This is a genomic window from Kitasatospora terrestris (genome assembly GCF_039542905.1).
Classification (GTDB): Bacteria; Actinomycetota; Actinomycetes; order Streptomycetales; family Streptomycetaceae; genus Kitasatospora; species Kitasatospora terrestris.
This window is the reverse complement of record NZ_BAABIS010000001.1, coordinates 4,251,322-4,276,166: the sequence shown is the minus strand read 5'-3', so window position 1 is coordinate 4,276,166 and position 24,845 is coordinate 4,251,322. Positions and strand designations below refer to the sequence as shown.

Sequence of the window (24,845 nt, the reverse complement as noted above, 5' to 3'; positions counted from 1 at the left end):
TGTATCCCCAGGCGAACGGGACCGGTCTTCCGCCGGCAAGAGCAGAGGTCGCGCTACGTCCACAGATCCCATGACCGGTACTGGCGCCCGGCTATCCCACCCACATGTCACCCCTGCGCACCCGGCACAACGACCACGCCCCGCCCGGGGTTACGCCGAAAACGTCGAAGGGCCCGATCACCAGGTGATCGGGCCCTTCAACTTCGGTGGGGCTAACAGGACTTGAACCTGTGGCCTCTTCCTTATCAGGGAAGCGCTCTAACCGTCTGAGCTATAGCCCCTTGCCGCACTGAAAGATTAGCGGACCGATGGCCGATCTCCCAAATCCGTATCGGCGGGGCCCGCCGAGCGGTGCAGATCAGCGGGGGCGGCGAGCCACTGGGCGCGGGTCGCGGGCAGCCCGCTGGCGCCGTCGGGGCCGGGGTGGACGGCGAGGACCTGGTTGATGCCGATGCGGTTCTGCTCGAAGGCGAGGGCGGAGGCGGCCATGTAGAGGCGCCAGACCCGGGCGCGGCCGCGGCCGGCCAGCCGGACGGCCTCGGGCCAGTGCGCTTCGAGGTTGGCGACCCACTCGCGAAGGGTGAGGCCGTAGTGCTCGCGCAGCGACTCGACGTCGCGGACCTCGAAGCCGGACTCCTCCAGGAGCGAGACGGTGGTGCCGACGGGGGAGAGCTCGCCGTCGGGGAAGACGTAGCGGTCGATGAAGGGGCTGGGCCGGTAGTCCTCGCCGGGCGGGGTGGGGCGGCGGGCGATCTGGTGGTTGAGCAGGCGGCCGCCGGGGGTCAGCAGCTCGTAGAGGTGGGTCGCGTAGGCCAGGTATTGGGCGGCGCCGACGTGCTCGGCCATGCCGACGCTGGAGACGGCGTCGAAGGGGCCGTCGGGGATCTCTCGGTAGTCCTGGAGGCGGATCTCGATCCGGTCGTCCAGACCGGCCTCGGCGACCCGGTGGCGGGCCAGGGCGACCTGCTCGGTGGAGATGGAGACCCCGACGGCGTGGACGCCGTGGTGACGGGCGGCGTGCAGCACCAGCGAGCCCCAGCCGCAGCCGACGTCCAGCAGGCGCATGCCGGGCCGCAGGCCGAGCTTGCGGCAGATCAGGTCGAGCTTGGCCTCCTGGGCGGCCTCCAGGCTCTTGGCCTCGGGGGTCCAGTAGGCGCACGAGTAGACCATCGAGGGGCCGAGGACGAGCCCGTAGTAGTCGTTGCCGACGTCGTAGTGGTGGCTGATCGCGGCGCGGTCGCGCAGCCGGCTGTGCAGCGGGCCGCGGTGGCGGCGGGCCTCCTCGGCCGGGGGAGCGGGCTGCGGGCCGACGAGGCCGGCGCGCAGCGCGGTGCCGAGCAGGGCGCGTCCGCGCGGCCCGAGGACCTCGCGCGGGCCGAGCTTCAGCTGCCGGATCCGCGGGTGCTCGGCGAAGGCCGCGACCGCGTCCAGGACCTCGTACAGGTCGTCGCCGGGGCCGATCTCCAGGTCTCCGGAGACGTACGCGCGGGCCAGGCCGAGTTCGCCGGGCTGCCAGAGCAGGCGGCGGGCGGCCCGCCGGTTGCGCAGCACCACCGTGGGCGCGCCGGCGGGGCCGGCGAGCGAGCCGTCCCAGGCCCGCAGGCGCAGTGGCAGCGGCAGGCCGAGCAGGCCCTCCACCGCGGTGGTCAGTTGCTTCGCGAGCTCAGCCATGGCAAGACCTCCGACCCAGCCGTCCGTCCCAACCGTCCAGCACCGCCCGGCGCCCGGGTGCAGTCCTGTCCAGGCTTCCCCCCGGGTTCCTCCACTAATCCACGGCCGGGTGCGGCAGCGACGCAGGGCGGGCCGCGGCACGCCGCCCGCTCACCCGATCGGAGACCGCACGGGGTCCTCGCACCGCCCCGCGCCTCCCGAAGCCGCACGAAGCCGCACGGAGCCCACCCGGAGCCGCTACGACCGGTGGGGAAGCCCCTGCGGGGCCGCCAGGGCCACCCTGGGGCCCGCGGCCCGCGAGACGCCCGAGAACGCCCGGAGGGCCCGCAGGAGGCCCTGCCCGGAACGGCAGACGGCCCCGAAGTCCGGCAAGGGCCTTCGGGGCCGTCAGGGGCCCGAACCGTGCGGGGAGGGTCAGTCCTCCTCGGCGAGGGTCAGCTCGACGCCGCCGGCGAAGCCCGCGGCGGTGTTGTAGATGAACGCCGACAGGGTGGCCAACGCGGTCATCAGCACCACGTCGACCACGGCGATCAGCGTGGTGAACATGAACACCCGGCCGAAGCCGATGTAGTCCATCAGCTTGAAGCCGCCGCCGCTGTCGTTGCCGGTGACGTCGGTCAGGGTGGAGCTGAGCGAGTCGAAGACGCCGAGGCCGTTGAGGACCATCCACAGGACGGCCGAGGCCACGATGATGATCACGCCGACGGCGAGGGACAGCAGGAAGCTGACCTTCATCACCGACCACGGGTCGACCTTGGTGACCCGCAGCCGGGCCCGGCGGGTGCGCCCGGCGGCGGCCGGGGGAGTGGCGGCGGGGCGGCGGCCGCTGCCCTCGCTGCGGGCACCGTCGGTGCGGGTGCCGCGGGCCGGCGTCGGCTGGCCGTTGGCGCCGTAGGTGGTGGGCTGGGAGAAGCCTCCCGACCCGGCGGCCGGCGGCGTGCTCGGCGGCGCCGGCGGGGTGGCCGGGCTCGGCGGGACGGCGCTGAACCCCGCGCCGTGCGTCCCGCCGCCGCCCTGCTGGGCGGCCGAGGCCACCGGCGGCATCAGCGACGTGGACGCGGCGGGGTGCTCGGCCGGACGCGGGGGCACGCCGCCGCCGTACGACGCTCCACCCTGTGGCGCGCCCGGCAGGCCGCCCGTGGCACCTCCAGCACCCGTGGCTCCACTCACCCTGGTCCTCCCGAACCGTTCTCCAGGCCGGCACCCGCCGTCCTGGTCACCTGTGCTCCGCCGTCCACCGTACGGCCCCGGCGCGGCCGGAACCGGTCAACCGGTCCCGGTCAGCGGTCGGTGCCCGTCCCGGCAGGGGGACGGGCACCGGCCCGCGGGTGGCGCGGTCAGCCCTGCTCGGCCCCGCCGCCCGCCGTTGCCTGCTCGGTGGTCCCGGTCTCCGACGCCTCGGCGGCGTCCTCTCCCGGTACCTCCTCCTCGTCGGCCTCCGCGTTGCGGGCCATGCCCACCACCGCGTCGCGCTTTCCGAGGTTGATCAGTTGGACGCCCATGGTGTCACGTCCGGTTTCACGGACTTCGGAAACCCTGGTCCGGATCACGCCGCCGGAGAGCGTGATGGCCATGATCTCGTCGGTCTCCTCGACGACCAGCGCGCCGACCAGCGAGCCCCGGCCCTCGACGATCTTCGCCGCCTTGATACCGAAACCGCCGCGTCCCTGGACACGGTACTCGTCGACCGACGTCCGCTTGGCGTAACCGCCGTCGGTGGCGGTGAAGACGAAGGTGCCGGCCCGGATCACGTTCATCGACAGCAGCTCGTCGTCCTCGCGGAACGACATGCCCTTCACGCCGGAGGTGGCCCGGCTCATCGGCCGCAGCGCCTCGTCGGTCGCGGTGAACCGGATCGACTGCGCCTTCCGGGAGATCAGCAGCAGGTCGTCCTCGGCGGAGACCAGCTCGGCGCCGATCAGCTCGTCGTCCCGGCCCTCCTCGTCCTGCCGCAGGTTGATCGCGATCAGGCCGCCGGAGCGCGGCGAGTCGTAGTCCTTCAGCAGGGACTTCTTCACCAGGCCGTTGCGGGTGGCCAGCACCAGGTACGGCTTGTCCTCGTAGGTGCGGACCGCCATCACCTGGGCGATGTGCTCCTCCGGCTGGAAGGCCAGCAGGTTGGCCACGTGCTGGCCGCGGGCGTCCCGGCCGGCGTCGGGCAGCTCGTAGCCCTTCGCGCGGTAGACCCGGCCCTTGTTGGTGAAGAACAGGATCCAGTTGTGGGTGGTCGTCACGAAGAAGTGGTCGACGATGTCGTCCTGCTTCAGCTGCGCGCCGCGCACGCCCTTGCCGCCGCGCTTCTGCGAGCGGTACAGGTCGGAACGGGTGCGCTTGACGTAGCCGCCGCGGGTGATGGTGACGACGATGTCCTCCTCGGCGATCAGGTCCTCGATCGAGAGGTCGCCGTCGGAGGGGATCAGGGTGGAGCGCCGCTCGTCGCCGTACTTCTCGACGATCGCGGTGAGCTCCTCGGAGATGATCTCGCGCTGGCGCGAGGGCGAGGCGAGGATCGCGTTGTACTCGTTGATCTTCGCCTGGAGCTCGTCGTGCTCGCTGAGGATGCGGGCGCTCTCCAGGGCGGCCAGGCGGCGCAGCTGCATCTCGAGGATGGCGTTGGCCTGGATCTCGTCGATGGTGAGCAGCTGCATCAGGCCGGTGCGGGCGGCGTCGGCGCTCTCCGAGGCCCGGATCAGCGCGATCACCGCGTCGATCTGGTCGAGCGCCTTGAGCAGCGCGCGCAGGATGTGGGCGCGCTCCTCCGCCTTGCGCAGGCGGAAGGTGGTGCGGCGGACGATGACCTCGACCTGGTGGGTGACCCAGTGCCGGATGAAGGCGTCCAGCGACAGGGTGCGCGGCACGCCGTCGACCAGGGCCAGCATGTTGGCGCCGAAGTTGGTCTGCAGGTCGGTGTGCTTGTAGAGGTTGTTCAGCACGACCTTGGCGACCGCGTCGCGCTTGAGCACGATGACCAGGCGCTGGCCGGTCCGGGACGAGGACTCGTCGCGGACGTCGGCGATGCCGGCGATCTTGCCGTCCTTGACCAGGTCGGCGATCTTCAGCGCGAGGTTGTCCGGGTTCACCTGGTACGGCAGCTCGGTGATCACCAGGCACTGCCGGCCCTGGATCTCCTCGACCTCCACCACCGCGCGCATGGTGATCGAGCCGCGGCCGGTGCGGTACGCGTCCTCGATGCCGCGGCGGCCGACGATCAGGGCGCCGGTCGGGAAGTCCGGGCCCTTGATCCGCTCGATCAGGGCTTCCAGCAGCTCCTCGTTGGAGGCGTCCGGGTGCTCCAGCGCCCAGAGCGCGCCGGAGGCGACCTCGCGCAGGTTGTGCGGCGGGATGTTGGTGGCCATGCCGACCGCGATGCCGGTGGCACCGTTGATCAGCAGGTTGGGGATGCGCGCGGGCAGGACGGTCGGCTCCTGCTGCCGGCCGTCGTAGTTGGCGGCGAAATCGACGGTCTCCTCGTCGATGTCGCGCATCATCTCCATGGCCAGCGGCATCATCTTGCACTCGGTGTAGCGCATGGCCGCGGCCGGGTCGTTGCCCGGGGAGCCGAAGTTGCCGTTGCCGTCCACCAGGGGCATCCGCATCGACCACGTCTGGGCGAGGCGCACCAGGGTGTCGTAGATCGAGGTGTCGCCGTGCGGGTGGTAGTTGCCCATCACGTCGCCGACCACGCGGGCGCACTTGTAGTAGCCCTTCTCGGGCCGGTACCCGCCGTCGTACATCGCGTAGAGCACGCGCCGGTGCACCGGCTTGAGGCCGTCGCGGACCTCCGGCAGGGCACGCGAGACGATGACGCTCATCGCGTAGTCGAGGTAGGAGCGCTGCATCTCGGTCTCGAGCTCGATCGGCTCGACCCGCATGACGCTCTGGGCGGTGCTGGTGTCCTCGGGCTGCTCGGCGCCGTCCGGACGGTTGTCGTCGACCACTGCTGGTCAGTTTCCTTTCAACGATCCTTGACGGTCCGTCAGACGTCGAGGAAGCGGACGTCCTTGGCGTTGCGCTGGATGAAGGACCGGCGGGCCTCGACGTCCTCGCCCATCAGGACGGAGAACAGGTCGTCGGCACGGGCCGCGTCCTCCAGGGTGACCTGGAGCAGCAGGCGGTGCGCGGCGTCCATGGTGGTGACCCGCAGCTCCTCGGCGTTCATCTCGCCCAGACCCTTGAAGCGCTGGATGGCGTCGTCCTTGGGCAGTCGGCGCCCGGCCTCCACGCCGGCCGCGATGAGCGCGTCGCGCTCGCGGTCGGAGTAGGCGTACTCGAAGTCGTCCTTGCCCCACTTGATCTTGTACAGCGGGGGCATCGCCAGGTAGACGTACCCGGCCTCGACCAGCGGCCGCATGAAGCGGAACAGCAGGGTCAGCAGCAGGGTGCGGATGTGCTGGCCGTCGACGTCGGCGTCGGCCATCAGGACGATCTTGTGATAGCGGAGCTTGGACTCGTCGTAGTCCTCCTGGATGCCGCAGCCGAAGGCCGAGATCAGCGCCTGGACCTCGGTGTTCTGCAGGACCTTGTCGATCCGCGCCTTCTCGACGTTCAGGATCTTGCCGCGGATCGGGAGGATCGCCTGGGTGCGCGGGTCGCGGCCCTGCTTGGCCGAACCGCCGGCCGAGTCGCCCTCGACGATGAAGATCTCGCACTCGGCCGCGTCCTTGGACTGGCAGTCCGAGAGCTTGCCGGGCAGCGAGGCCGACTCCAGCAGGCCCTTGCGGCGGGTCAGGTCGCGCGCCTTGCGGGCCGCCACCCGGGCGCTGGCCGCCTGGATGGACTTGCGGACGATGTCCGCGGCCTCGTTGGGGTTGCGGTCCAGCCAGTCCGCCAGGTGCTCGTTGACCACCTTCTGCACGAAGGTCTTGGCCTCGGTGTTGCCGAGCTTGTCCTTGGTCTGGCCCTCGAACTGCGGCTCGCCCAGCTTGATCGAGATGATCGCGGTGAGACCCTCGCGGATGTCCTCGCCGGAGAGGTTGTCGTCCTTCTCCCGGAGCAGCTTCTTGTCGCGCGCGTACCGGTTCATCAGACCGGTCAGCGCGGCGCGGAAGCCCTCCTCGTGGGTGCCGCCGCCGTGGGTGTGGATGGTGTTGGCGAAGGAGTACACGCCCTCGGTGTAGGACGCGTTCCACTGCATCGCGATCTCGACCGAGATCCGCTTGTCCTTGTCCTCCGCCTCGAAGTCGATCACCGAGGGGTGGACCGGCTCGCCCTTGCGGGAGTTCAGGTGCGCGACGTAGTCGGCGATGCCGCCGTCGTACTTGTAGGTGACCGAGAGGGGCTTGCCCTCCTCGTCGAGGTGCTCGACGCGCTCGTCGGTCAGCGAGATGGTCAGGCCCTTGTTGAGGAACGCCATCTCCTGGAAGCGCCGCGACAGCGTCTCGAAGGAGTAGACCGTGGTCTCGAAGATGTCGCCGTCGGCCCAGAAGGTCACGCTGGTGCCGGTGCGCTCGGTGGCCTCGTGCCGGTCCAGCGGGGCGACCGGGGCACCCGACTTGTACTCCTGCGTCCAGCGGGCACCGTCGGTCCAGATCTCCACCGCGAGGCGGGTGGACAGCGCGTTCACCACGGAGATGCCGACGCCGTGCAGACCGCCGGAGACGGCGTAGCCGGCGCCGCCGAACTTGCCGCCGGCGTGCAGGACGGTGAGCACGACCTCGACCGCGGGCTTGTCCTGGCCGGGCATGATGCCGACCGGGATGCCGCGGCCGTTGTCGACCACGCGCACGCCGCCGTCGGCCAGGATGGTCACGTCGATGGTGTCCGCGTGGCCGGCCATCGCCTCGTCGACGGAGTTGTCCACGATTTCCTGCACCAGGTGGTGCAGGCCGCGCTCACCGGTCGAGCCGATGTACATGCCGGGGCGCTTGCGGACGGCGTCGAGGCCTTCCAGCACCTGGATCGCGCTGGCGTCGTAGGCCTTGCTGCCGGACGGGTCGGTGGGGTCTGGGGTCTGGCTGGGGTTGCCGGAATCGGCCACGAAGCGCCCTCTCTGGCACAACGCGGGCCGCCTGCCCACCCCCGATTGGGCAGGCGTGCGACCACGGCGTTTCGACTCGGTTGCTGCAAGCAACAGTGTTTGGCTTCCAGTCTACCGGTACGACTGACAGCGAGGGGCGTTTGGCAGCCCCTGAAGGCAGATGTGCCGCCCTGAAGCCCCACGGGACATGTCCCGATACTCGACCAGGGGGCTCAGAGCCCTCACGCGGGCCGCCAGGCGTTCCGGAAGAGATCACTCCGCGTGAGCCCGGCCCGTCCGGCGGGCTCACCCCCAGGTGTCGCCCGGCCCCTTGCTGCCCGGCGCACGCAGCCGCCCGTACCCGCGCACCGGCGCGTCCGGCCCCAGCACCTTGATCACGCGGACCGTGCCGTGCCCCAGCTCGTGATTCAGGCGCGCCACCAACTGGCGAGCCAGCAAACGCAGTTGAGTCGCCCATGCGGTCGAGTCGCACTGCACCGTGAGGACCGCTTCGGCCTCCACGTACGACTTCGGCACGCAGTGCGCCGCGATGTCCGGACCCACGATCTGCGGCCACCGGCCCATCACCCCGCCGACCGCCGCCGGAGCCTCCCAACCGCGCTCCGTGATCAAACGATTCAGCGCCGCCCCCAACGGGACCGGGTCGCGCCCGTCCGACCGCGCACCGCTGCGCAGCCCGTGCCGCCGCGCCTCGCGCTTCTCCCGCACCTGCTCGCCCCGCAGCCGGGCCTGCTCCTTCGCCGCCCGGAGCGCCACCCGCGCCAGGTCCACGCCCGAAGGCTCCGGGGTCCCGGTCATGGCGCTCCTTTATCCCCAGGCTGTGGACGGTGAAGTACTCAAGAGTACGGAACCCTCGGTGCCTACGGGTCCAGACGGTCCACCGAGCCCTGTGAGACGCCGAACCGCGCCCCCGCCAGCGCCTTCGGAACGTCCTCCGCCACCGCCGCCGTCACCAGCACCTGCTCGCCCCCGGCCACCAGCTCCGCCAACCGGTCCCGCCGCCGCGCGTCCAGCTCCGCGAACACGTCGTCCAGTACCAGCACCGGCTCCCCGCCGTCCGAGCGCAGCAGCTCGTACGAGGCCAGCCGCAGCGCCAGCGCGAACGACCAGGACTCCCCGTGGCTGGCGTACCCCTTCGCCGGCAGCGGCCCCAGCTTCAGCACCAGCTCGTCCCGGTGCGGACCGACCAGGGTCAGCCCGCGGGCGACCTCCTGGCCGCGGACCTCCCGCAGCGCCTCCAGCAGCTGCAGCTCCGCCTGCTCCCGGCTGGTCGGCAGCTCCCCCTCGAACGAGGACCGGTACTCCAGCGCGGTCTCCCCGCCCTCCGGGGCCAGCTGCCGGTACGCCTGCGCCACCAGCGGCTGCAGCGCCGCCACCAGCTGCAGCCGGAAGGCGGTCAGCTCCGCCCCGGCCCGGGCCAGGTGGCCGTCCCACACCTCCAGGGTGGACAGGTCGGCGCCCTTGCCGCCGCCGGCCCGACGGGCCGTCGCCGCGGTCTTCAGCAGCGCGTTGCGCTGCTTCAGCACCCGCTCGTAGTCCGAGCGCACACCCGCCAGCCGGGGGGCCCGGGCGGTCAGCAGTTCGTCCAGGAACCGCCGGCGCTCGCTCGGGTCGCCCTTCACCAGGGCCAGGTCCTCGGGAGCGAACAGGACCGTCCGCAGCACGCCCAGCACGTCGCGCGGGCGCACGTTGTCCGAGCGGTTCAGCCGGGCCCGGTTGGCCCTGCCCGGGGTGATCTCCAGCTCCACCAGGGTGGTCCGGCCGCCCTGCACCACGTTGGTGCGGATCACCGCCCGCTCGGCGCCCAGCCGCACCAGCGGGGCGTCGTTGGCCACCCGGTGGCTGCCCAGCGTCGCCACGTACCCGACGGCCTCCACCAGGTTGGTCTTGCCCTGGCCGTTCGGCCCCACGAACGCGGTGACGCCCGGGTCGAGCGGAACCTCGACCCGGGCGTAGGAGCGGAAATCGGCGAGCGACAGATGCGCGACATGCATGGTGGAGAACTGCGCTCGCCTTCTGGTCCGACTACTTGGACTCGACCGCGTGGCCGCCGAACTGGTTGCGCAGCGCGGCGATCATCTTCATCTGCGGCGAGTCGTCCTGACGGGAGGCGAAGCGCGCGAACAGCGAGGCGGTGATCGCCGGCAGCGGCACCGCGTGGTCGATCGCGGCCTCGACCGTCCAGCGGCCCTCGCCCGAGTCGGCGGCCCAGCCCTTGAGCTTGGCGAGGTGCTCGTCGTCGTCCAGCGCGCGGACCGCCAGGTCCAGCAGCCAGGAACGGATGACCGTGCCCTCCTGCCAGCTGCGGAAGACCTCGCGCACGTCGGTGACCTCGGGCGCCGCCTCCAGCAGCTCCCAGCCCTCGGCGAAGGCCTGCATCATCGCGTACTCGATGCCGTTGTGGACCATCTTGGCGAAGTGGCCGGCGCCGACCTTGCCCGCGTGCACCGAGCCGAACTCGCCCTCCGGCTTCAGCGCGTCGAAGATCGGCTGGACCTTCGCCACGTGCTCGGCGTCGCCGCCGTACATCAGCGCGTAGCCGTTCTCCAGGCCCCAGACACCGCCGGAGACGCCGCAGTCGACGAAGCCGATGCCCTTGGCGGCCAGCGTCTCGGCGTGCGAGATGTCGTCCGTCCAACGGGAGTTTCCGCCGTCCACCACCACGTCGCCGGGGGAGAGCAGCTCGGCGAGCCGGTCCACGGTGTCCTGGGTCGGGCCGCCGGCCGGGACCATCACCCAGACCACCCGCGGGCCCTCCAGCTTGGCGACGAGCGCCTCCAGGGAGTCGACGTCGGCGAGGTCCGGATTGCGGTCGTAGCCGATGACGGTGTGGCCGGCGCGGCGGATGCGCTCGCGCATGTTGCCGCCCATCTTGCCGAGACCGATGAGGCCGAGCTCCATGAGAAGTCCTTAGCTGTGGTGATCTGCCTGGAGGCGGCGCCCTTGCCGCACAGCCTGAGCCTACGCCGGGAAGCGCGCTGGGCCCCTCCCGCCGAGCGGGAGAGGCCCGTACATCCCCAAGTCCGTCCCCAGGCTGTGGACGGCCCTGGGGCGCGGCGCGGGTCGAGCGCGTGCGGTCAGCCGGAGAGGCGCACCGGCATGATCAGGTACTGGTAGGCCTCGTCGGACTCCGCGTCCACCGCCGCCTTGCCGGTCAGCAGGGCCGGCTTGGTCGGGGTGGTGAAGCTCAGCTGGGCGTAGGCGGAGTCGATGGCCTTCAGTCCCTCCTCCAGGTAGCCCGGGTTGAAGGCGATCGAGATGTCGTCGCCCTCGAGGTCGGCCTCGACCCGCTCGGACGCCTGCGCGTCGTCACCGGAACCGGCCTCCAGGGTCAGCACGCCCTGCTCGAAGTTGAGCCGCACCGGGGTGTTGCGCTCGGCCACCAGCGAGACGCGCTTCAGCGCCTCCAGGAAGGGCTGGGTCTGCACCGCGGCGACCGCCGAGAACTCGGTCGGGAAGATCGACCGGAACTTCGGGAACTCGCCCTCCAGCAGACGGGTGGTGGTCCGTCGGCCGGCGCCCTCGAAGCCGATCAGGCCCTCACCGGCACCGCCGGTGGCCAGCGCGATGGAGACCGTGTCGCCGCTGCCCAGGGACTTGGCGATGTCCTGCAGGGTCTTGGCGGGCACCAGGGCGACCGCGTTGATGTCCGACTGCTCCGGCTTCCACAGCAGGTCGCGGACGGCGAAGCGGTACCGGTCGGTGGCGGCCAGGGTGATCTTGTCGCCGTCGATCTCGACCCGCACACCGGTCAGCACCGGCAGGGTGTCGTCGCGCCCGGCGGCCACGGCGGCCTGGCTGACGGCGGCGGCGAACACGTCGCCGGAGACCGTGCCGGTCGCGGTCGGCATCTGGGGCAGCGACGGGTACTCGTCGACCGGGAGGGTCGGCAGGGTGAACCGCGAGCTGCCGCAGACCACGCTGACCCGCATGCCGTCGGTGGAGATCTCCACCGGACGGTTCGGCAGGTTGCGGGAGATGTCGTTGAGCAGACGGCCGGAGACCAGGACCGTGCCCGCCTCCTCGACGTCCGCCTCCAGCTCGACCCGGGCCGAGACCTCGTAGTCGAACCCCGAGAGCGCCAGGGTGCCCTCCTGCGCGGTCAGCAGCAGGCCGGCCAGCACCGGCACCGGCGGCCGCGCCGGGAGGCTGCGAGCAGCCCAGGCCACCGCCTCCGCGAGGACATCACGCTCCACCCGGAACTTCACCGGTAACCGCCTCCTGGCTGTCGATCGTCATCCGGCACCCGTCCTTCCAGGTGCTGGAGAACAGTCTGACGTACTCCGCCGACACTCGGGGCAGACGGGCGCAAGTCACCGAACGGATGTCGGGTCCGCGTTGTCCACAGATTTCGGCCCGCCCCGCTGTTGATCAAGTTCTGAGCTCTCTAGGTTCAGTAGTAGTAGTAGGGCCTGTGGAAACCGTGGATAACCCCGTTTGCGCAGGTCAGGCCCCAGATTTCATCCACAGCGCCTGTGGACCGGGAGTGTGGACAACCAGGGCCTGCTGTGGACAACGGAGAGTTACCCACAGCCCACAGTGAGTATCCACAGGTTATCCCCAGGCTTGTCCCCAGATCATGGGTGGGTTATCCACGGCACCCTGGGCAACATCACGTGACGCCTTTCACACCTGGGAGTGAACGCCCGCACAATGTTGTCGAACTGTGGACAGAGCTGTGGAGAACCTGGGGATAACTGCCTTTTCCCTGGGGACAAGCGGTGGACAACCTGAATGGCCCGCTGACGGGGCGGCAGATTTCCACATCCTGTGGATAACGCTTGTGCACAAGTCCACACGGGTCTGACCTGCACAGACGAGCGTAGCGCTCGACGGCCTGTGGAGGAATTCGGGATAACTCGGAGCTCTGCGGGCTGTGGACGGGGAAGGGGCACCCGTAGCTGTGGACGACGCCGACCGCGGCCCGGACCGTTCGAATTGCCGGTCAGATGTGCGGCGCTGCGGCTCGCCTGGCGGGACGTCGGCTGGCGGCATTCCTCCCCGCTTTCCGCCGCCGGTACACCTGCCGGGCGGCCATCCGGTCGCCGCCGCGCCGACGGGCCGGGGGGCGGGAGGGCCGGGAAGGCGGGAGGGCGGGAGGGGTGGGACGGCGGCGGGCCGAGGAACGCCGAAGGGGAGCCGGGCCGGCGGCCTGACTCCCCTTCACGGACAACTGCACTGCGGAGATTAGCTCTTGATGCGGTTGGTGAGCTCGGTGACCTGGTTGTAGATGGACCGGCGCTCGGCCATCAGGGAACGGATCTTGCGGTCCGCGTGCATCACCGTGGTGTGGTCGCGGCCGCCGAACTGCGCGCCGATCTTCGGCAGCGAGAGGTCGGTCAGCTCGCGGCACAGGTACATCGCGATCTGCCGGGCCGTCACCAGCACCCGGCTGCGTGAGGAGCCGCACAGGTCCTCCACGCCCAGGCCGAAGTAGGCGGCCGTCTGCTGCATGATCACCTGCGCGGTGATCTCCGGGCCGGCGTCCTCGTCGCCGCCGGGGATCAGGTCCTTGAGGACGATCCCGGCCAGCTCCAGGTCGACCGGCGCCCGGTTGAGGTTGGCGAAGGCGGTGACCCGGATCAGCGCGCCCTCCAGCTCGCGGATGTTGCGGGTGATCCGGGAGGCGATGAACTCCAGCACGTCGGCCGGCGCGTTCAGCTGCTCCTGGATCGCCTTCTTCCGCAGGATCGCGATCCGGGTCTCCAGCTCGGGCGGGGTGACGTCCGTGATCAGACCCCACTCGAAGCGGTTGCGCAGCCGGTCCTCCAGGGTGATCAGCTGCTTGGGCGGCCGGTCGGAGGAGAGCACGATCTGCTTGTTCGCGTTGTGCAGGGTGTTGAAGGTGTGGAAGAACTCCTCCTGGGTGGACTCCTTGCTGGCCAGGAACTGCACGTCGTCGACGAGCAGGATGTCCACGTCCCGGTAGCGCTTGCGGAACGCGTCCGCCTTGCCGTCCCGGATGGAGTTGATGAACTCGTTGGTGAACTCCTCGGAGCTCACGTACCGCACCCGGGTGCCCGGGAAGAGGCTGCGCGAGTAGTGGCCGATGGCGTGCAGCAGGTGGGTCTTGCCGAGGCCGGACTCGCCGTAGATGAAGAGCGGGTTGTACGCCTTCGCCGGGGCCTCGGCGACCGCGACCGCGGCGGCGTGCGCGAAGCGGTTGCTGGCGCCGATGACGAAGGTGTCGAAGAGGTACTTGGGGTTCAGCCGGGCGGCCGGCTCGTCCTTGCGCGGACCGCCGGCCGGGGGAGCGCCGGGGGGCGCGGGCACGCCGGGGGCCGGGGCGCGGTCGGTCGGCCCGAGGCCGGGTCCGTGCTGCGCGGGGGGCCGGGCGGGGCTGCGGCGGGCGGGCGAGGAGGAGCGCGGCCGGTCCTCGTCGGGGGAGCCGAGGGCGCCGCCGAAGAGATCGCCCTGGGCGGAGTCGGCGGTGGGCCGGCTGGTGCGCCGCGGCGCGGGTTCGGGGCGGCGCTCCGGGGGAGCGGCCTGGGGCTGCCAGTCGCCGGACTGCTGGTAGCCGCCCTGGCGGTAGTCGGGCGCGGGGGAGCCGTAGGGCTCGGGCTGCTGGTAGCCGCCCTGGTAGGGCTGCTGGTAGTCCTGGGCCGACGGCTGGGGGTAGCTCTCGGAGGTGGGCCAGGAACCGGGCTGCTGCCGGGGGTAGGCGGGCCCCTGGTCGTAGCCGGGGTGCGGGGACCACTCCTCGGCGGGGGCGGGCAGCTCGGGGGCGGCCGGTGCGGCGGGGGTGGGCGGCGTGGCGCCGGCGTCCACCATCACGGCGATCCGCACCGGGCGGCCGAACTCGCGGGAGAGCGCGTCGGTGAGCTGGGGGAGCAGCCGGCCCTCCAGGACCTGCTTGGCCCGCTCGTTGGGCGTGGCGAGCAGCGCGGTGTCGTGCATCATCCACATGGGCTGGGTTCGTCGCAGCCACATCTTGTCGCTGTCCGCCGCCCCGGCGTCGTTGACCAGTTGCTCGACGACCTTTGCCCAGACGAGGACGAGATCGCTGTTGACGTCAGCCACTGGAGCACGCTTTCTCGTTCCCCGGGGAGGGGGTGTCAAGGGACAGAACAAACCAGACAAGTCCTGCAACGGTAGTCAGCGGACAGAGCTGATTCAAGTTGTTGTCCACAGGCTGTGGGCGACCGGCCGCGGGACGGCTGGTTTGACCCTCGCCCCCGCCGCCGCGTACCGTAACCAGGTCGAGTTGTCGATGGCCGCTGCCGCATGTCCGCGGGTCCGCCCGCTTCCATGACGCGCGCAGCACGGGCGCCGTGGATTGCCTCAATCCCAGCAGATCTGGGCTTTTGGGGCCGGATTTCCCATTCGAAGGGGAGATCACGCGGACGCACGGTGACGGCCAAGCGACTTCCCGTCATCCTACGATTCACCCCAGGAGCCCCCGAGTGAGCAAGCGCACCTTCCAGCCGAACAACCGTCGTCGCGCCAAGACCCACGGCTTCCGGCTGCGCATGCGTACCCGCGCCGGCCGCGCCATCCTGTCGGCCCGCCGTGGCAAGGGCCGCGCCGCGCTGTCCGCCTGATCTTCGCCAAGGGTCTGCAGTGCTGCCCACCGAGAATCGGCTGCGGCGGCGCCAGGACTTCGCGACCGCGGTGAAACGCGGTCGCCGGGCCGGTCGGCCCCTGCTGGTGGTCCACCTCCACAGAGGTGGCGAGCCGTCGGGGCCGACCGTTCCGAACAGCGACTCCCGCCCGCACGTCGCCGAGGGGATTCCTTCGGCGCGTGCGGGTTTCGTCGTGAGCAAGGCCGTGGGCCCCGCGGTCGTGCGCAACCTGGTGAAGCGCCGACTGCGGCATCTGGTCCGTGAGCGTCTGTCCGGGCTGCCCGCAGGTAGCCTGATAGTGGTGCGTGCGCTGCCGGCTGCGGCGGACGCCCCCTACCTCGATCTGGAACACGACCTGGACGCGGCGCTGAGGCGTCTGCTCCGGGCGGAGCCGACCGGCAGTGCGCCGACAGGAGCAGGGCGATGAAGTACCTGCTGATGGGGCTGATCAGGCTCTACCAGTGGACCATCAGTCCGCTGCTCGGTCCGGTCTGCCGCTACTACCCCTCGTGCTCGCACTACGGGTACGAGGCGGTGCGCGTCCATGGCGCGATCAAGGGCAGTGGCCTGACCGCATGGCGCATTCTGCGCTGCAATCCCTGGTCCCCCGGTGGGGTCGACCACGTTCCGCCGCGCAGGCATCCGGTGTGGCACCGCCGGCTGCGCAATCTGCTGAGCCCCACGAGCGGGACCGCCGGGCCGGAGCCGGTGGCGAAGCCCGATGTCCAAGGAGTCTGACCGGTGACCTTCGGTTTTCTGAGTCCCCTCTACACGGCGGTGTCCTGGATCATCGTCCAGTTCCACTCGCTGTTCAGCCACGTCTTCGACCCGGACGGCGGCTGGGCCTGGGGCCTGTCCATCGTGATGATGGTGGTCGTCATCCGGATCTGCCTGATCCCGCTCTTCGTGAAGCAGATCAAGGCGACCCGGGCCATGCAGGCGATCCAGCCGAAGATGAAGGCCATCCAGGAGCGCTACAAGAACGACAAGCAGCGCCAGTCCGAAGAGATGATGAAGCTGTACAAGGAGGCGGGTACCAACCCGTTCTCCAGCTGCCTTCCGATTCTCGTCCAGGCGCCGTTCTTCACCGCGCTCTACGGTGTGCTGGCCTCGGTCGCCAATGACAAGCCGATCGGCGTAATCAACGAGCAGCTGCTGGACAGCGCCAAGCAGGCGCACATCTTCGGTGCTCCGCTGTCGGCGACCTTCCTGGGGTCGGACGACCTCCAGGTCAAGGTCGTCGTCGCGATCATGATCATCCTGATGTCGCTGTCGCAGTTCATCACCCAGCGCCAGCTGATGACCAAGAATGTCGACCTGACGGTGAAGACGCCGTTCATGCAGCAGCAGAAGATGCTGATGTACGTCTTCCCGATCATGTTCGCCGTGATGGGCATCAACTTCCCGGTCGGTGTGCTCGTCTACTGGCTGACCACCAACGTGTGGTCGATGGGCCAGCAGCTGATCGTCATCCGCAACAACCCGACGCCGGGCAGCAAGGCCTTCGCCGAGCGCCAGGAGCGGCTGCGCAAGGCGGGCCGGATCAACCCCGACGGTTCGGTCCAGAAGGTCGGCCTGGCGGCGATGTTCTCCCGCGGTTCCTCCTCGTCGGCCTCCGCGGAAGCCGTGGTCGAGGAGAGCGTGCACGTCCGCCGGCAGCAGCCGCGCAAGCAGAGCAAGGCGCAGCGGCAGGCGACCGGTGGCCACCAGCCGACCTCGCTGACCAAGGCCGAGCCGCAGGACGCGGCGCCCGAGGAGCACGAGGACGCCGCCGAGCCGGCCGGGCAGGCGAGCGGTGGCTCGGGTCCGTCCGGTGCGGCGAAGCCGGCCGCCCGGCAGGGGCAGCGGCAGCAGCCCAAGCGCGGCGGCCAGCGGCCGAAGAAGAAGTCCTGACCGGGCCTCTCCAGGTCCTTGTACCCGGCCCCACCCGAGGGCCCATCCCTGAAGGAGTCCCCCTGTGACGGAAGGCACCACCTCCGCCGTCGACGCGCCCTCCGCGGAGGGCACCCTGGCGCGTCTGGAGCGCGAGGGTGACATCGCCGCCGACTACCTGGAGGGTCTGCTGGACATCGCGGACCTCGACGGTGACATCGACATGGACGTCGAGGGCGACCGCGCCCTGGTGTCCATCGTCAGTGAAGGAAACGACCGGACGCTGCAGCGTCTGGTGGGGCACGACGGCGAGGTGCTGGAGGCTCTGCAGGAGCTGACCCGGTTGGCTGTGCACCGGGAGACCGGTGAGCGCAGCCGCCTCATGCTGGACGTGGCGGGCTTCCGTGCGCGCAAGCGGGCCGAGCTGGCCTCGCTGGGCGCCGAGGCGGCCGAGCAGGTCCGCAAGAGCGGCGAGCAGGTCAAGCTGCGGCCGATGACCCCGTTCGAGCGCAAGGTGGTGCACGACGCCGTGGCGGCGGCGGGGCTGCGGAGCGAGTCGGAGGGCGAGGAGCCCCAGCGTTGCGTGGTCGTGCTTCCGGCCTGATGCCGGTGGCGGTCTGGTGACCGACCCCGTCCGCTTTGCGCGGGCGGGGTCGTCTCCTTTGCGCGGTGGGACGTTTCACGTGAAACAGTGCTGGTACTGCGGGTGGATACGACGGTGAGCGGAGAGGCAGAGATGGACAGGGACGGCGTGGCGGCCGGGGTTCCGGCCGAGGGTGGGCCGGTGGAGGGCCTGGCCGAGGCTCCGGCGGTGGCTGGGGAGATCTTCGGGGATCGCCTGCCGATGGCCGTGCGCTACACCGAGTTGCTGGCGACGGCGGGTGTGCAGCGGGGGCTGATCGGTCCGCGCGAGGTGCCCCGGCTGTGGGACCGGCACGTGCTGAACTGTGCGGTCCTCGCCGAGCTGCTGCCACCGAACGTCTCGCTGTGCGACGTGGGCTCGGGTGCGGGTCTGCCGGGCATCCCGGTGGCGCTGGCCCGGCCGGACGTGTCGGTGACTCTGCTGGAGCCGCTGCTGCGGCGGACCACCTTCCTGGAGGAGGTGGTCCGGGAGCTGGGCCTGGACAACGTGACGGTGCTGCGCGGGCGGGCCGAGGAGACGGTCGGCAAGCTGGCGGTGGACGTGGTGACCGCGCGGGCGGTGGCTCCGCTGGACCGGCTGGCGGGCTGGGGGATGCCGCTGCTGCGTCCGTATGGGCAGATGCTGGCGCTCAAGGGGGACACCGCGGAGCAGGAGCTGGCGGAGTCGCGGGCGGCGCTGACCCGGCTGGGTGCGGTGAATTCTTCGGTGCTGTCGGTGGGCGAGGGCGTGCTGGAGACCTCGACCCGGGTGGTACGGGTGGAGGCCGGGGAGAGCCCCGGCGGTGTGAAGGCCGCCACTCGGCGGGCCAGGGCGGCCCGGGCCGGGCGGGGCGGCAAGGGTGGCGAAGGTGCTGCTCGGAGTGGGGGACGGCGCCGCCGTTGAGCCTTTCCCGGTGTGTCGGTCCGTCAGATTTGCGACATTCCGGGCATCGTGTTTCACGTGAAACGTCCCTCTCTGCTCACGGGAATCCTCGGCCGCGCCCGGACGGCGACTGTTGACCCTCCGGTTTCACGTGAAACACTGACCCCCATGCAGGACTCGGAGATCGTCGCTCAGGTCGATGACACGCCCATCGCCCGCGCCGCCCAGGCGGCGGTGCAGGTCGCGGGACGGACGGGTGAGGCGCTGCCCAGGCCCGCCTCGACCCGGGTGATGGTGGTCGCCAACCAGAAGGGCGGGGTGGGCAAGACCACCACCACCGTCAACATGGCCGCCTCGCTGGCCATGCACGGGTTGCGGGTGCTGGTGATCGACCTGGACCCGCAGGGCAATGCCTCCACCGCGCTCGGCATCGACCACCACGCGGAGGTGCCGTCGATCTACGACGTGCTGGTGGAGGGCAAGCCGCTGGCCGACGTGGTGCAGCCGGTGGTCGACGTGGAGGGGCTGTTCTGCTGCCCGGCCACCATCGACCTGGCGGGCGCCGAGATCGAGCTGGTCTCCCTGGTGGCCCGGGAGAGCCGGCTGCAGCGCGCGATCGCCGCGTACGAGCAGCCGCTGGACTACATCCTGATCGACTGCCCGCCCTCGCTCGGCCTGCTGACCGTCAACGCGCTGGTGGCCGGCGCCGAGGTGCTGATCCCGATCCAGTGCGAGTACTACGCGCTGGAGGGCCTGGGGCAGCTGCTGCGCAACGTGGAACTGGTGCGCGCGCACCTCAACCCGGTGCTGCACGTCTCCACCATCCTGCTCACCATGTACGACGCCCGGACCCGGCTGGCCGCCCAGGTCGCCGAGGAGGTCCGCACCCACTTCGAGGACGAGGTGCTGCGGACCGCGATCCCGCGTTCGGTCCGGATCTCGGAGGCCCCCAGCTACGGGCAGACCGTGCTGACGTACGATCCGGGTTCCAGCGGTGCGCTGTCCTACCTGGAGGCGGCCCGGGAGCTGGCGCTGCGTGGCGCCGAGGGCGCCCCGGCCGGCACGGTCGGGCCGCAGCGCAGTGGCGGCCGGCACGCGGCGCCGCCGAAGGCAGAGCAGGGCAGCACGACGATGGAGGGCAACCGGTGAGTGCACCGCGCAGAGGTCTGGGACGTGGGCTGGGGGCGCTGATCCCGGCCGTCCCGCCGGCCCAGGGGGCGCCCGCTACGGCGGCCACGCAGACCCGGCCCGCCGGTCCGGTCCCGTCGCCCGCGGTGCCGGTGCTGCCGGCCGACCGGGGCACGGTGGCGGCCAAGGCGGCCGCCGAGAGCCTGCGGGAGCTGGCGGGGGAGAGCACCCCGCGCAGCGTGCTGGAGGAGACCCTGGCGCCGGTCGACGGTGCCCGGTTCGCCGAGCTGCCGCTGGACTCGATCTCGCCGAACCCGCGCCAGCCGCGCGAGGTGTTCGACGGGGACAAGCTGGCCGAGCTGGTCGCCTCCATCAAGGAGGTGGGCCTGCTGCAGCCGGTGGTGGTCCGGCAGACCGGCGCCGACCGGTACGAGCTGATCATGGGCGAGCGGCGCTGGCGGGCCTCCCGGGAGGCCGGCCTGGGCCTGATCCCCGCGATCGTCCGGGCGACCGAGGACGACAAGCTGCTGCTGGACGCGCTGCTGGAGAACCTGCACCGCGCCGAGCTGAACCCGCTGGAGGAGGCGGCCGCGTACGACCAGCTGCTGCGCGACTTCTCCTGCACCCACGACGAGCTGGCCGACCGGATCGGCCGCTCCCGGTCGCACGTGTCCAACACGCTGCGGCTGCTGAAGCTCTCGCCGGCGGTGCAGCGCCGGGTGGCCGCCTCGATCCTGAGCGCGGGCCACGCCCGGGCGCTGCTCGGCATCGCGGACCCGGAGAAGCAGGACGCGCTGGCGCTGCGGATCGTCGCGGAGGGCCTCTCGGTGCGCACCACCGAGGAGATCGTCCAGCTGATGAACCGTGAGGACGACCAGCCGCGGAAGGCCGCCACGCCGAAGGCCGGGAAGATCGTGTCTCCGGCCTTCAACGAGCTGGCGGGCCGGCTCTCGGACCGGTTCGACACCCGGGTCAAGGTCGAGGTGTCGCAGCGCGGCGGGAAGCTCGGCAAGGGCAAGGTGGTCCTGGAGTTCGCCTCCGTGGACGACCTGAACCGGATCCTGGACAGCCTCGCGCCGGGGGAGGAAGGGCTGCGGCTCTCCCAGGGCTGAGGCCGATCACGTCAGGACGGGTGCATGTTTCACGTGAAACGTGCACCCGTTCTGCTGTCCGGCGCAGACTGGAGTCCGACGCGGAGGAGGAGGTGCGGGGCGTGGGGCGGAAGATCGTTCCGTTGACGCTGGACAACCTCGCGGACCTTCCGAACACCTGCCGATCGTGCGTGTTCTGGGAGTTGGACCCGGTGAGCGGCCGGGCCGCGGTGGAGTCCGGCAAGGCCGAGCTGGAGAAGGAGGGCTGGGTCTCGGCGGTGCTGCTGGACTGGGGGTCCTGCGGGCGGGTGGCGTACGTGGACGGCAGGCCGGCGGGGTTCGTGCTGTACGCCCCGCCGGCGTACGTGCCGAGGTCGCAGTCCTTCCCGACCAGTCCGATCGCGCCGGACGCGGTGCAGCTGATGGTCAGCAGGCTGCTGCCGGACTTCCAGGGGCAGGGGCTGGGCCGGGTGCTGGTGCAGTCGGTGGCCAAGGACCTGATCGGGCGGGGCTTCCGGGCGATCGAGGCGTTCGGCGCGGTCGGGCGGGAGGTCCCGAGCTGCGTGCTGCCGGCCGACCACCTGCTGGCGGTGGGCTTCAAGACGGTGCGTCCGCACCACCGTTACCCGCGGCTGCGGCTGGAGGCGCGGACCACGCTCAGCTGGCGCGGCGACGTGGAGGGCGCGCTGGAGCGGCTGCTCGGCGGGCGGCGGAAGGAGCCGGCGCTGCGGCCGTTCTGAGCGGCGTCCGCGGTACGTGTTCCACGTGGAACGGCGGCGGCCCCCGGTGAGGTCCGGGGGCCGCCGCCGTCTGTCGGTGCGGTGCGACTAGATGTACTCGGCGAGCTCGCGCAGCAGCGCGGCCTTCGGGCGGGCGCCGGTGATGGTCTTCACCAGCTCGCCGTTCTGGTACACGTTCAGCGTCGGGATGGAGATGACGTTGTACGCCGCGGCGGTCTGCTGGTTGGCGTCCACGTCGAGCTTGGCGATGGTCAGCTTGTCGCCGTGCTCGGCCGCGATCTCCTCCAGGATCGGGGCGACCTGGCGGCACGGGCCGCACCAGGTGGCCCAGAAGTCGACCAGCACGGGCTTGTCGCTCTTGAGCACCTCGGCGTCGAAGGTCGCGTCGGTCACTTCTTTGGTGGCGCCGGCCACGGGAACTCCTTGGGATCGAGGGGTGGTTCGTCAGGAACAACAACCGGATGCGCGGTTATGTTTCTGACCTTGCCGGGGGTGGGCTGTCGGGGGTCAGACCGCGACGACGGCGGCCTGGGACTCCAGGTCGGCCAGCGAGGCGAGGTAGCGCTCGGCGTCCAGCGCGGCGGCGCAGCCGGTGCCGGAGGCGGTGATCGCCTGGCGGTAGGTGTGGTCGACCACGTCACCGGCGCCGAAGACGCCGGGGATGTTGGTCCGGGTGGAGGGGGCGTCGACCTTGAGGTAGCCCTCGGCGTCCAGCTCCAGCTGGCCCTTGAAGAGCTCGGTGCGCGGGTCGTGGCCGATCGCGATGAACAGGCCGGTGACCGGCAGCTCGCGCTTCTCGCCGGTGGTGGTGTCGCGCAGGGTCACGCCGGTCAGCTTCGGGTCGCCGTGGATGGCGTCGACCGCGCTGTCCCACGCGAAGGAGATCTTCGGGTCGGCGAAGGCGCGCTCCTGCATCGCCTTGGAGGCGCGCAGCGAGTCGCGGCGGTGGACGACCGTCACCGAGCGGGCGAAGCGGGAGAGGAAGGTCGCCTCCTCCAGGGCGGTGTCGCCGCCGCCGACGACCGCGATGTCCTGGTCGCGGAAGAAGAAGCCGTCGCAGGTGGCGCACCAGGAGACGCCGCGGCCGGACAGCTCGTCCTCGCGGGGCAGGTCGAGCTTGCGGTGCTGCGAGCCGGTGGTGACGATCACGGCGCGGGCGCGGTGCACGGTGCCCTCGGAGTCGGTGACGGTCTTGATGTCACCGGTGAGGTCGACGGCGACGATGTCGTCCGGCACCAGCTCGGCGCCGAAGCGCTCGGCCTGGGCCCGCATGTTGTCCATCAGCTCGGGGCCCATGATGCCGTCGCGGAAGCCCGGGAAGTTCTCGACCTCGGTGGTGTTCATCAGCGCACCGCCGGCGGTGACGGCGCCCTCGAAGACCAGCGGCTTCAGGGAGGCGCGCGCCGTGTAGAGAGCGGCGGTGTAGCCGGCCGGGCCGGACCCGATGATGATCACGTTACGGACGTCGCTCACTGAATCTCCTGGTTCGCATCGCGACCCGCTCGGTGGCGGGGAGGGCGGTCTGCTCCGCCGCCCGGGACAACGACTGACCAGTGTCCCGCATTCCCAGGCCGCGGCGCACCCGTCGCTCGGAGTGTGGGCGTGCGACGCCCGCGCGGCGGACGATTCAGCGGGTGAGTGTCAGGTCGGACGCGGGGTCGTCAGGTCGGTCAGGGCGCCGGGACGGTGTCCCGCAGCAGCACGGTGGCGCCCGGGCAGTCCGGGGTGACCAGGTAGACGTCCAGCCGGTCGGCCCGGTCGGCGGCCGGGAAGAGCAGCACGGTGACGGTCTGCCCCGCGTACCGGCCGGAGGCGGTCGCCAGGGGCGTGTCGGTGGGGTGGCCGGTGGCGGCGGTGACGCAGCCCGGTGCGGTGACGGTGCCGGCGCCGCTGCCGGAGCTCTCGGTGCCGAGCCTGGGCGAGGATCCGTGGGCGGCGAGCAGCTCGCGGACCCGGTCGGGGAGGTTGTCGGCGCGGTACTCGGGCAGGCCCTTGGTCGCGCCGTCGCCGTTGCCGCCGGCGCTGGGCCGGCCCGCGACGGCGGGTTCGTGGGCGCCGGTGTCGGAGGCGGCGGTGCCCGCGGTGGTGTCCTGACGGGCGAGCAGGAGGCCGCCGAGGGTGAGCACCCCGGCCAGCGCGGTGGCGGTGCCCAGCAGCAGGGCGGCCGTGCGGCGTCGCCGGGGGCGGCCGGTGCGGCCCGGGCCGGTGGCGGCGGGCGGCCGGGCCGGGCGCGGCGGGGGAGCCCCCTGGGCGCCGCCGGGGGCGCCGTGGGGGCCGGCCGGGGCGGGGAGGCGGGGGGCGCCGGGGGTGACGGCGGAGCGGGCGGCGGACTCGGCGGCCAGGGCGGCGTCGATCCGGGCCGCGACGGTGTCGGGCAGCGACGGTGCCTCGACCCCGCCGAGCAGCTCGGAGACCTCGGCGAGCGCGGCGGAGGTGTCGGCGCACTCCGGGCACCCGGCGAGGTGGGCGCGCAGTTCGTCGGCGCTCGCGGCGGGGAGCAGGCCCTCGGCGAGGTCGGCGATCAGGTCCAGGTCGGGGTGGTCGTGGGGGCCGGGGGAAGGCGGGTGCGGCGTCATCGCGGGGTCGCATCTCCTTCCAGGTCGGCGGTGGGCCGGGGGCGGCCCGTGGATGGGACGGACGCGGGCCGCTCCGGGTTCCCCGGCGGGGGCGGTGTTTCACGTGAAACACCGCCCGGGCCGTGCGGGTCGGTGCCGTCCGACGGAGCCTGGGTGCGCAGGTGCCGGAGCAGGGGCAGCAGCCGGGCCCGGCCGCGGGCGCAGCGGCTCTTCACCGTGCCGACCGGGACGCCGAGGATCGCCGACGCCTCGGCGACCGGGTAGCCCTGCATGTCGACCAGGACCAGGGCGGCCCGCTGGTCCTCGGGGAGGGCGCCGAGCGCGGCGGTCACCTCGGCGCGGAGCTCGGCGCGGACGACGGGCGCGTCGGCGGGTTCGGCGCTGCCGAGGGCGCCTTCGAGCGGGCGGGGGTCCTGGTCGAGCGAGCCGGTGCGGCGGACGGCGGTGCGCCGGGCCCGGTCGAGGCAGGCGTTGACGACGATCCGGTGCAGCCAGGTCGTGACGGCCGATCGGCCCTGGAAGGTGTGGGCGCCCCGGAACGCGGAGACGAGGGCGTCCTGGAGGGCGTCGGCGGCCTCCTCGGGGTCGCCGAGGGTGCGTAGGGCCACCGCCCAGAGGCGGTCCCGGTGACGGTGGACCAGCCGGCCGAAGGCGTCCGGGTCGCCGGCCACGTGCCGGGCGAGCAGCTCGGCGTCGCCGACCTCCTCCGCCATGCCCCGCCTCC

22 protein-coding genes and 1 tRNA gene are annotated in these 24,845 nt (G+C 71.6%); 9 read left to right on the top strand and 14 right to left on the bottom strand.

Annotated elements, in window-relative coordinates:
* Positions 1-207 precede the first annotated feature (207 nt).
* From ABEB06_RS19760 to dnaA, 10 genes are all read right to left on the bottom strand, one after another.
* Positions 208-281 (bottom strand) — tRNA-Ile (locus ABEB06_RS19760).
* A gap of 16 nt (positions 282-297) precedes the next feature.
* A complete protein-coding gene (locus ABEB06_RS19755; RefSeq protein WP_345698192.1) occupies positions 298-1,671 on the bottom strand; it encodes a class I SAM-dependent methyltransferase in 1,374 nt (457 codons plus the stop codon).
* Positions 1,672-2,085: 414 nt separating this feature from the next.
* Positions 2,086-2,760 (bottom strand): DUF3566 domain-containing protein, encoded by a 675-nt coding sequence (locus ABEB06_RS19750; RefSeq protein ID WP_345698191.1) that lies wholly within the window; start codon positions 2,758-2,760, stop codon positions 2,086-2,088.
* 248 nt (positions 2,761-3,008) lie between these two features.
* Complete coding sequence (gene gyrA, locus ABEB06_RS19745) at positions 3,009-5,543, bottom strand: DNA gyrase subunit A (protein WP_345701909.1); 2,535 nt, start codon at positions 5,541-5,543, stop codon at positions 3,009-3,011.
* A gap of 104 nt (positions 5,544-5,647) precedes the next feature.
* The gene (gene gyrB / locus ABEB06_RS19740) at positions 5,648-7,648 is read right to left on the bottom strand and encodes a DNA topoisomerase (ATP-hydrolyzing) subunit B (RefSeq protein WP_345698190.1); all 2,001 of its coding nucleotides are present in this window, start codon (positions 7,646-7,648) and stop codon (positions 5,648-5,650) included.
* A gap of 285 nt (positions 7,649-7,933) precedes the next feature.
* Positions 7,934-8,446 carry a DciA family protein gene (locus ABEB06_RS19735; RefSeq protein ID WP_345698189.1) on the bottom strand — a complete coding sequence of 171 codons (513 nt, stop codon included), beginning with the start codon at positions 8,444-8,446 and terminating at the stop codon, positions 7,934-7,936.
* A gap of 62 nt (positions 8,447-8,508) precedes the next feature.
* The gene (gene recF / locus ABEB06_RS19730; RefSeq protein ID WP_345698188.1) at positions 8,509-9,642 is read right to left on the bottom strand and encodes a DNA replication/repair protein RecF; all 1,134 of its coding nucleotides are present in this window, start codon (positions 9,640-9,642) and stop codon (positions 8,509-8,511) included.
* A gap of 31 nt (positions 9,643-9,673) precedes the next feature.
* On the bottom strand, positions 9,674-10,549 hold the full coding sequence (gene gnd, locus ABEB06_RS19725; protein WP_345698187.1) for a phosphogluconate dehydrogenase (NAD(+)-dependent, decarboxylating): 876 nt from the start codon (positions 10,547-10,549) through the stop codon (positions 9,674-9,676).
* A gap of 176 nt (positions 10,550-10,725) precedes the next feature.
* On the bottom strand, positions 10,726-11,856 hold the full coding sequence (gene dnaN / locus ABEB06_RS19720) for a DNA polymerase III subunit beta (RefSeq protein WP_345698186.1): 1,131 nt from the start codon (positions 11,854-11,856) through the stop codon (positions 10,726-10,728).
* Between the two features lie 979 nt (positions 11,857-12,835).
* Entirely contained in the window at positions 12,836-14,668 is a 1,833-nt protein-coding gene (gene dnaA, locus ABEB06_RS19715) for a chromosomal replication initiator protein DnaA (RefSeq protein WP_345698185.1), read from the bottom strand.
* 383 nt (positions 14,669-15,051) lie between these two features.
* Between dnaA and rpmH the strand changes: the two genes are divergently transcribed.
* The 9 genes from rpmH to ABEB06_RS19670 all read left to right on the top strand — a co-directional run bounded on the left by rpmH (position 15,052) and on the right by ABEB06_RS19670 (position 21,545).
* Complete coding sequence (rpmH, locus tag ABEB06_RS19710; RefSeq protein ID WP_253802779.1) at positions 15,052-15,189, top strand: 50S ribosomal protein L34; 138 nt, start codon at positions 15,052-15,054, stop codon at positions 15,187-15,189.
* Between the two features lie 19 nt (positions 15,190-15,208).
* Entirely contained in the window at positions 15,209-15,637 is a 429-nt protein-coding gene (gene rnpA, locus ABEB06_RS19705) for a ribonuclease P protein component (RefSeq protein ID WP_345698184.1), read from the top strand.
* Positions 15,634-15,948, top strand: a complete 315-nt coding sequence (gene yidD / locus ABEB06_RS19700) for a membrane protein insertion efficiency factor YidD (RefSeq protein WP_345698183.1) — start codon at positions 15,634-15,636, stop codon at positions 15,946-15,948. The genes rnpA and yidD overlap by 4 nt, the downstream gene beginning before the upstream one ends.
* A 3-nt stretch (positions 15,949-15,951) precedes the next feature.
* Positions 15,952-17,103 (top strand): membrane protein insertase YidC, encoded by a 1,152-nt coding sequence (yidC, locus tag ABEB06_RS19695; protein ID WP_345698182.1) that lies wholly within the window; start codon positions 15,952-15,954, stop codon positions 17,101-17,103.
* Positions 17,104-17,167: 64 nt separating this feature from the next.
* Positions 17,168-17,686, top strand: a complete 519-nt coding sequence (locus tag ABEB06_RS19690; RefSeq protein WP_345698181.1) for a Jag family protein — start codon at positions 17,168-17,170, stop codon at positions 17,684-17,686.
* Between the two features lie 132 nt (positions 17,687-17,818).
* Positions 17,819-18,607, top strand: a complete 789-nt coding sequence (rsmG, locus tag ABEB06_RS19685) for a 16S rRNA (guanine(527)-N(7))-methyltransferase RsmG (RefSeq protein WP_345698180.1) — start codon at positions 17,819-17,821, stop codon at positions 18,605-18,607.
* Positions 18,608-18,754: 147 nt separating this feature from the next.
* On the top strand, positions 18,755-19,735 hold the full coding sequence (locus ABEB06_RS19680) for a ParA family protein (RefSeq protein ID WP_345698179.1): 981 nt from the start codon (positions 18,755-18,757) through the stop codon (positions 19,733-19,735).
* Complete coding sequence (locus ABEB06_RS19675) at positions 19,732-20,826, top strand: ParB/RepB/Spo0J family partition protein (RefSeq protein ID WP_345698178.1); 1,095 nt, start codon at positions 19,732-19,734, stop codon at positions 20,824-20,826. Before ABEB06_RS19680 ends, ABEB06_RS19675 begins: the two co-directional genes overlap by 4 nt.
* Positions 20,827-20,927: 101 nt before the next feature.
* Complete coding sequence (locus ABEB06_RS19670) at positions 20,928-21,545, top strand: GNAT family N-acetyltransferase (protein ID WP_345698177.1); 618 nt, start codon at positions 20,928-20,930, stop codon at positions 21,543-21,545.
* A gap of 87 nt (positions 21,546-21,632) precedes the next feature.
* Here ABEB06_RS19670 and trxA read toward each other — a convergent pair whose 3' ends face one another.
* From trxA to sigM, 4 genes are all read right to left on the bottom strand, one after another.
* Complete coding sequence (gene trxA, locus ABEB06_RS19665; protein WP_345698176.1) at positions 21,633-21,959, bottom strand: thioredoxin; 327 nt, start codon at positions 21,957-21,959, stop codon at positions 21,633-21,635.
* 93 nt (positions 21,960-22,052) lie between these two features.
* On the bottom strand, positions 22,053-23,018 hold the full coding sequence (gene trxB / locus ABEB06_RS19660) for a thioredoxin-disulfide reductase (protein WP_345698175.1): 966 nt from the start codon (positions 23,016-23,018) through the stop codon (positions 22,053-22,055).
* 197 nt (positions 23,019-23,215) lie between these two features.
* On the bottom strand, positions 23,216-24,121 hold the full coding sequence (locus tag ABEB06_RS19655) for a zf-HC2 domain-containing protein (RefSeq protein ID WP_345698174.1): 906 nt from the start codon (positions 24,119-24,121) through the stop codon (positions 23,216-23,218).
* On the bottom strand, positions 24,118-24,834 hold the full coding sequence (gene sigM, locus ABEB06_RS19650) for an RNA polymerase sigma factor SigM (RefSeq protein WP_345698173.1): 717 nt from the start codon (positions 24,832-24,834) through the stop codon (positions 24,118-24,120). The genes ABEB06_RS19655 and sigM overlap by 4 nt, the downstream gene beginning before the upstream one ends.
* Positions 24,835-24,845 lie beyond the last annotated feature (11 nt).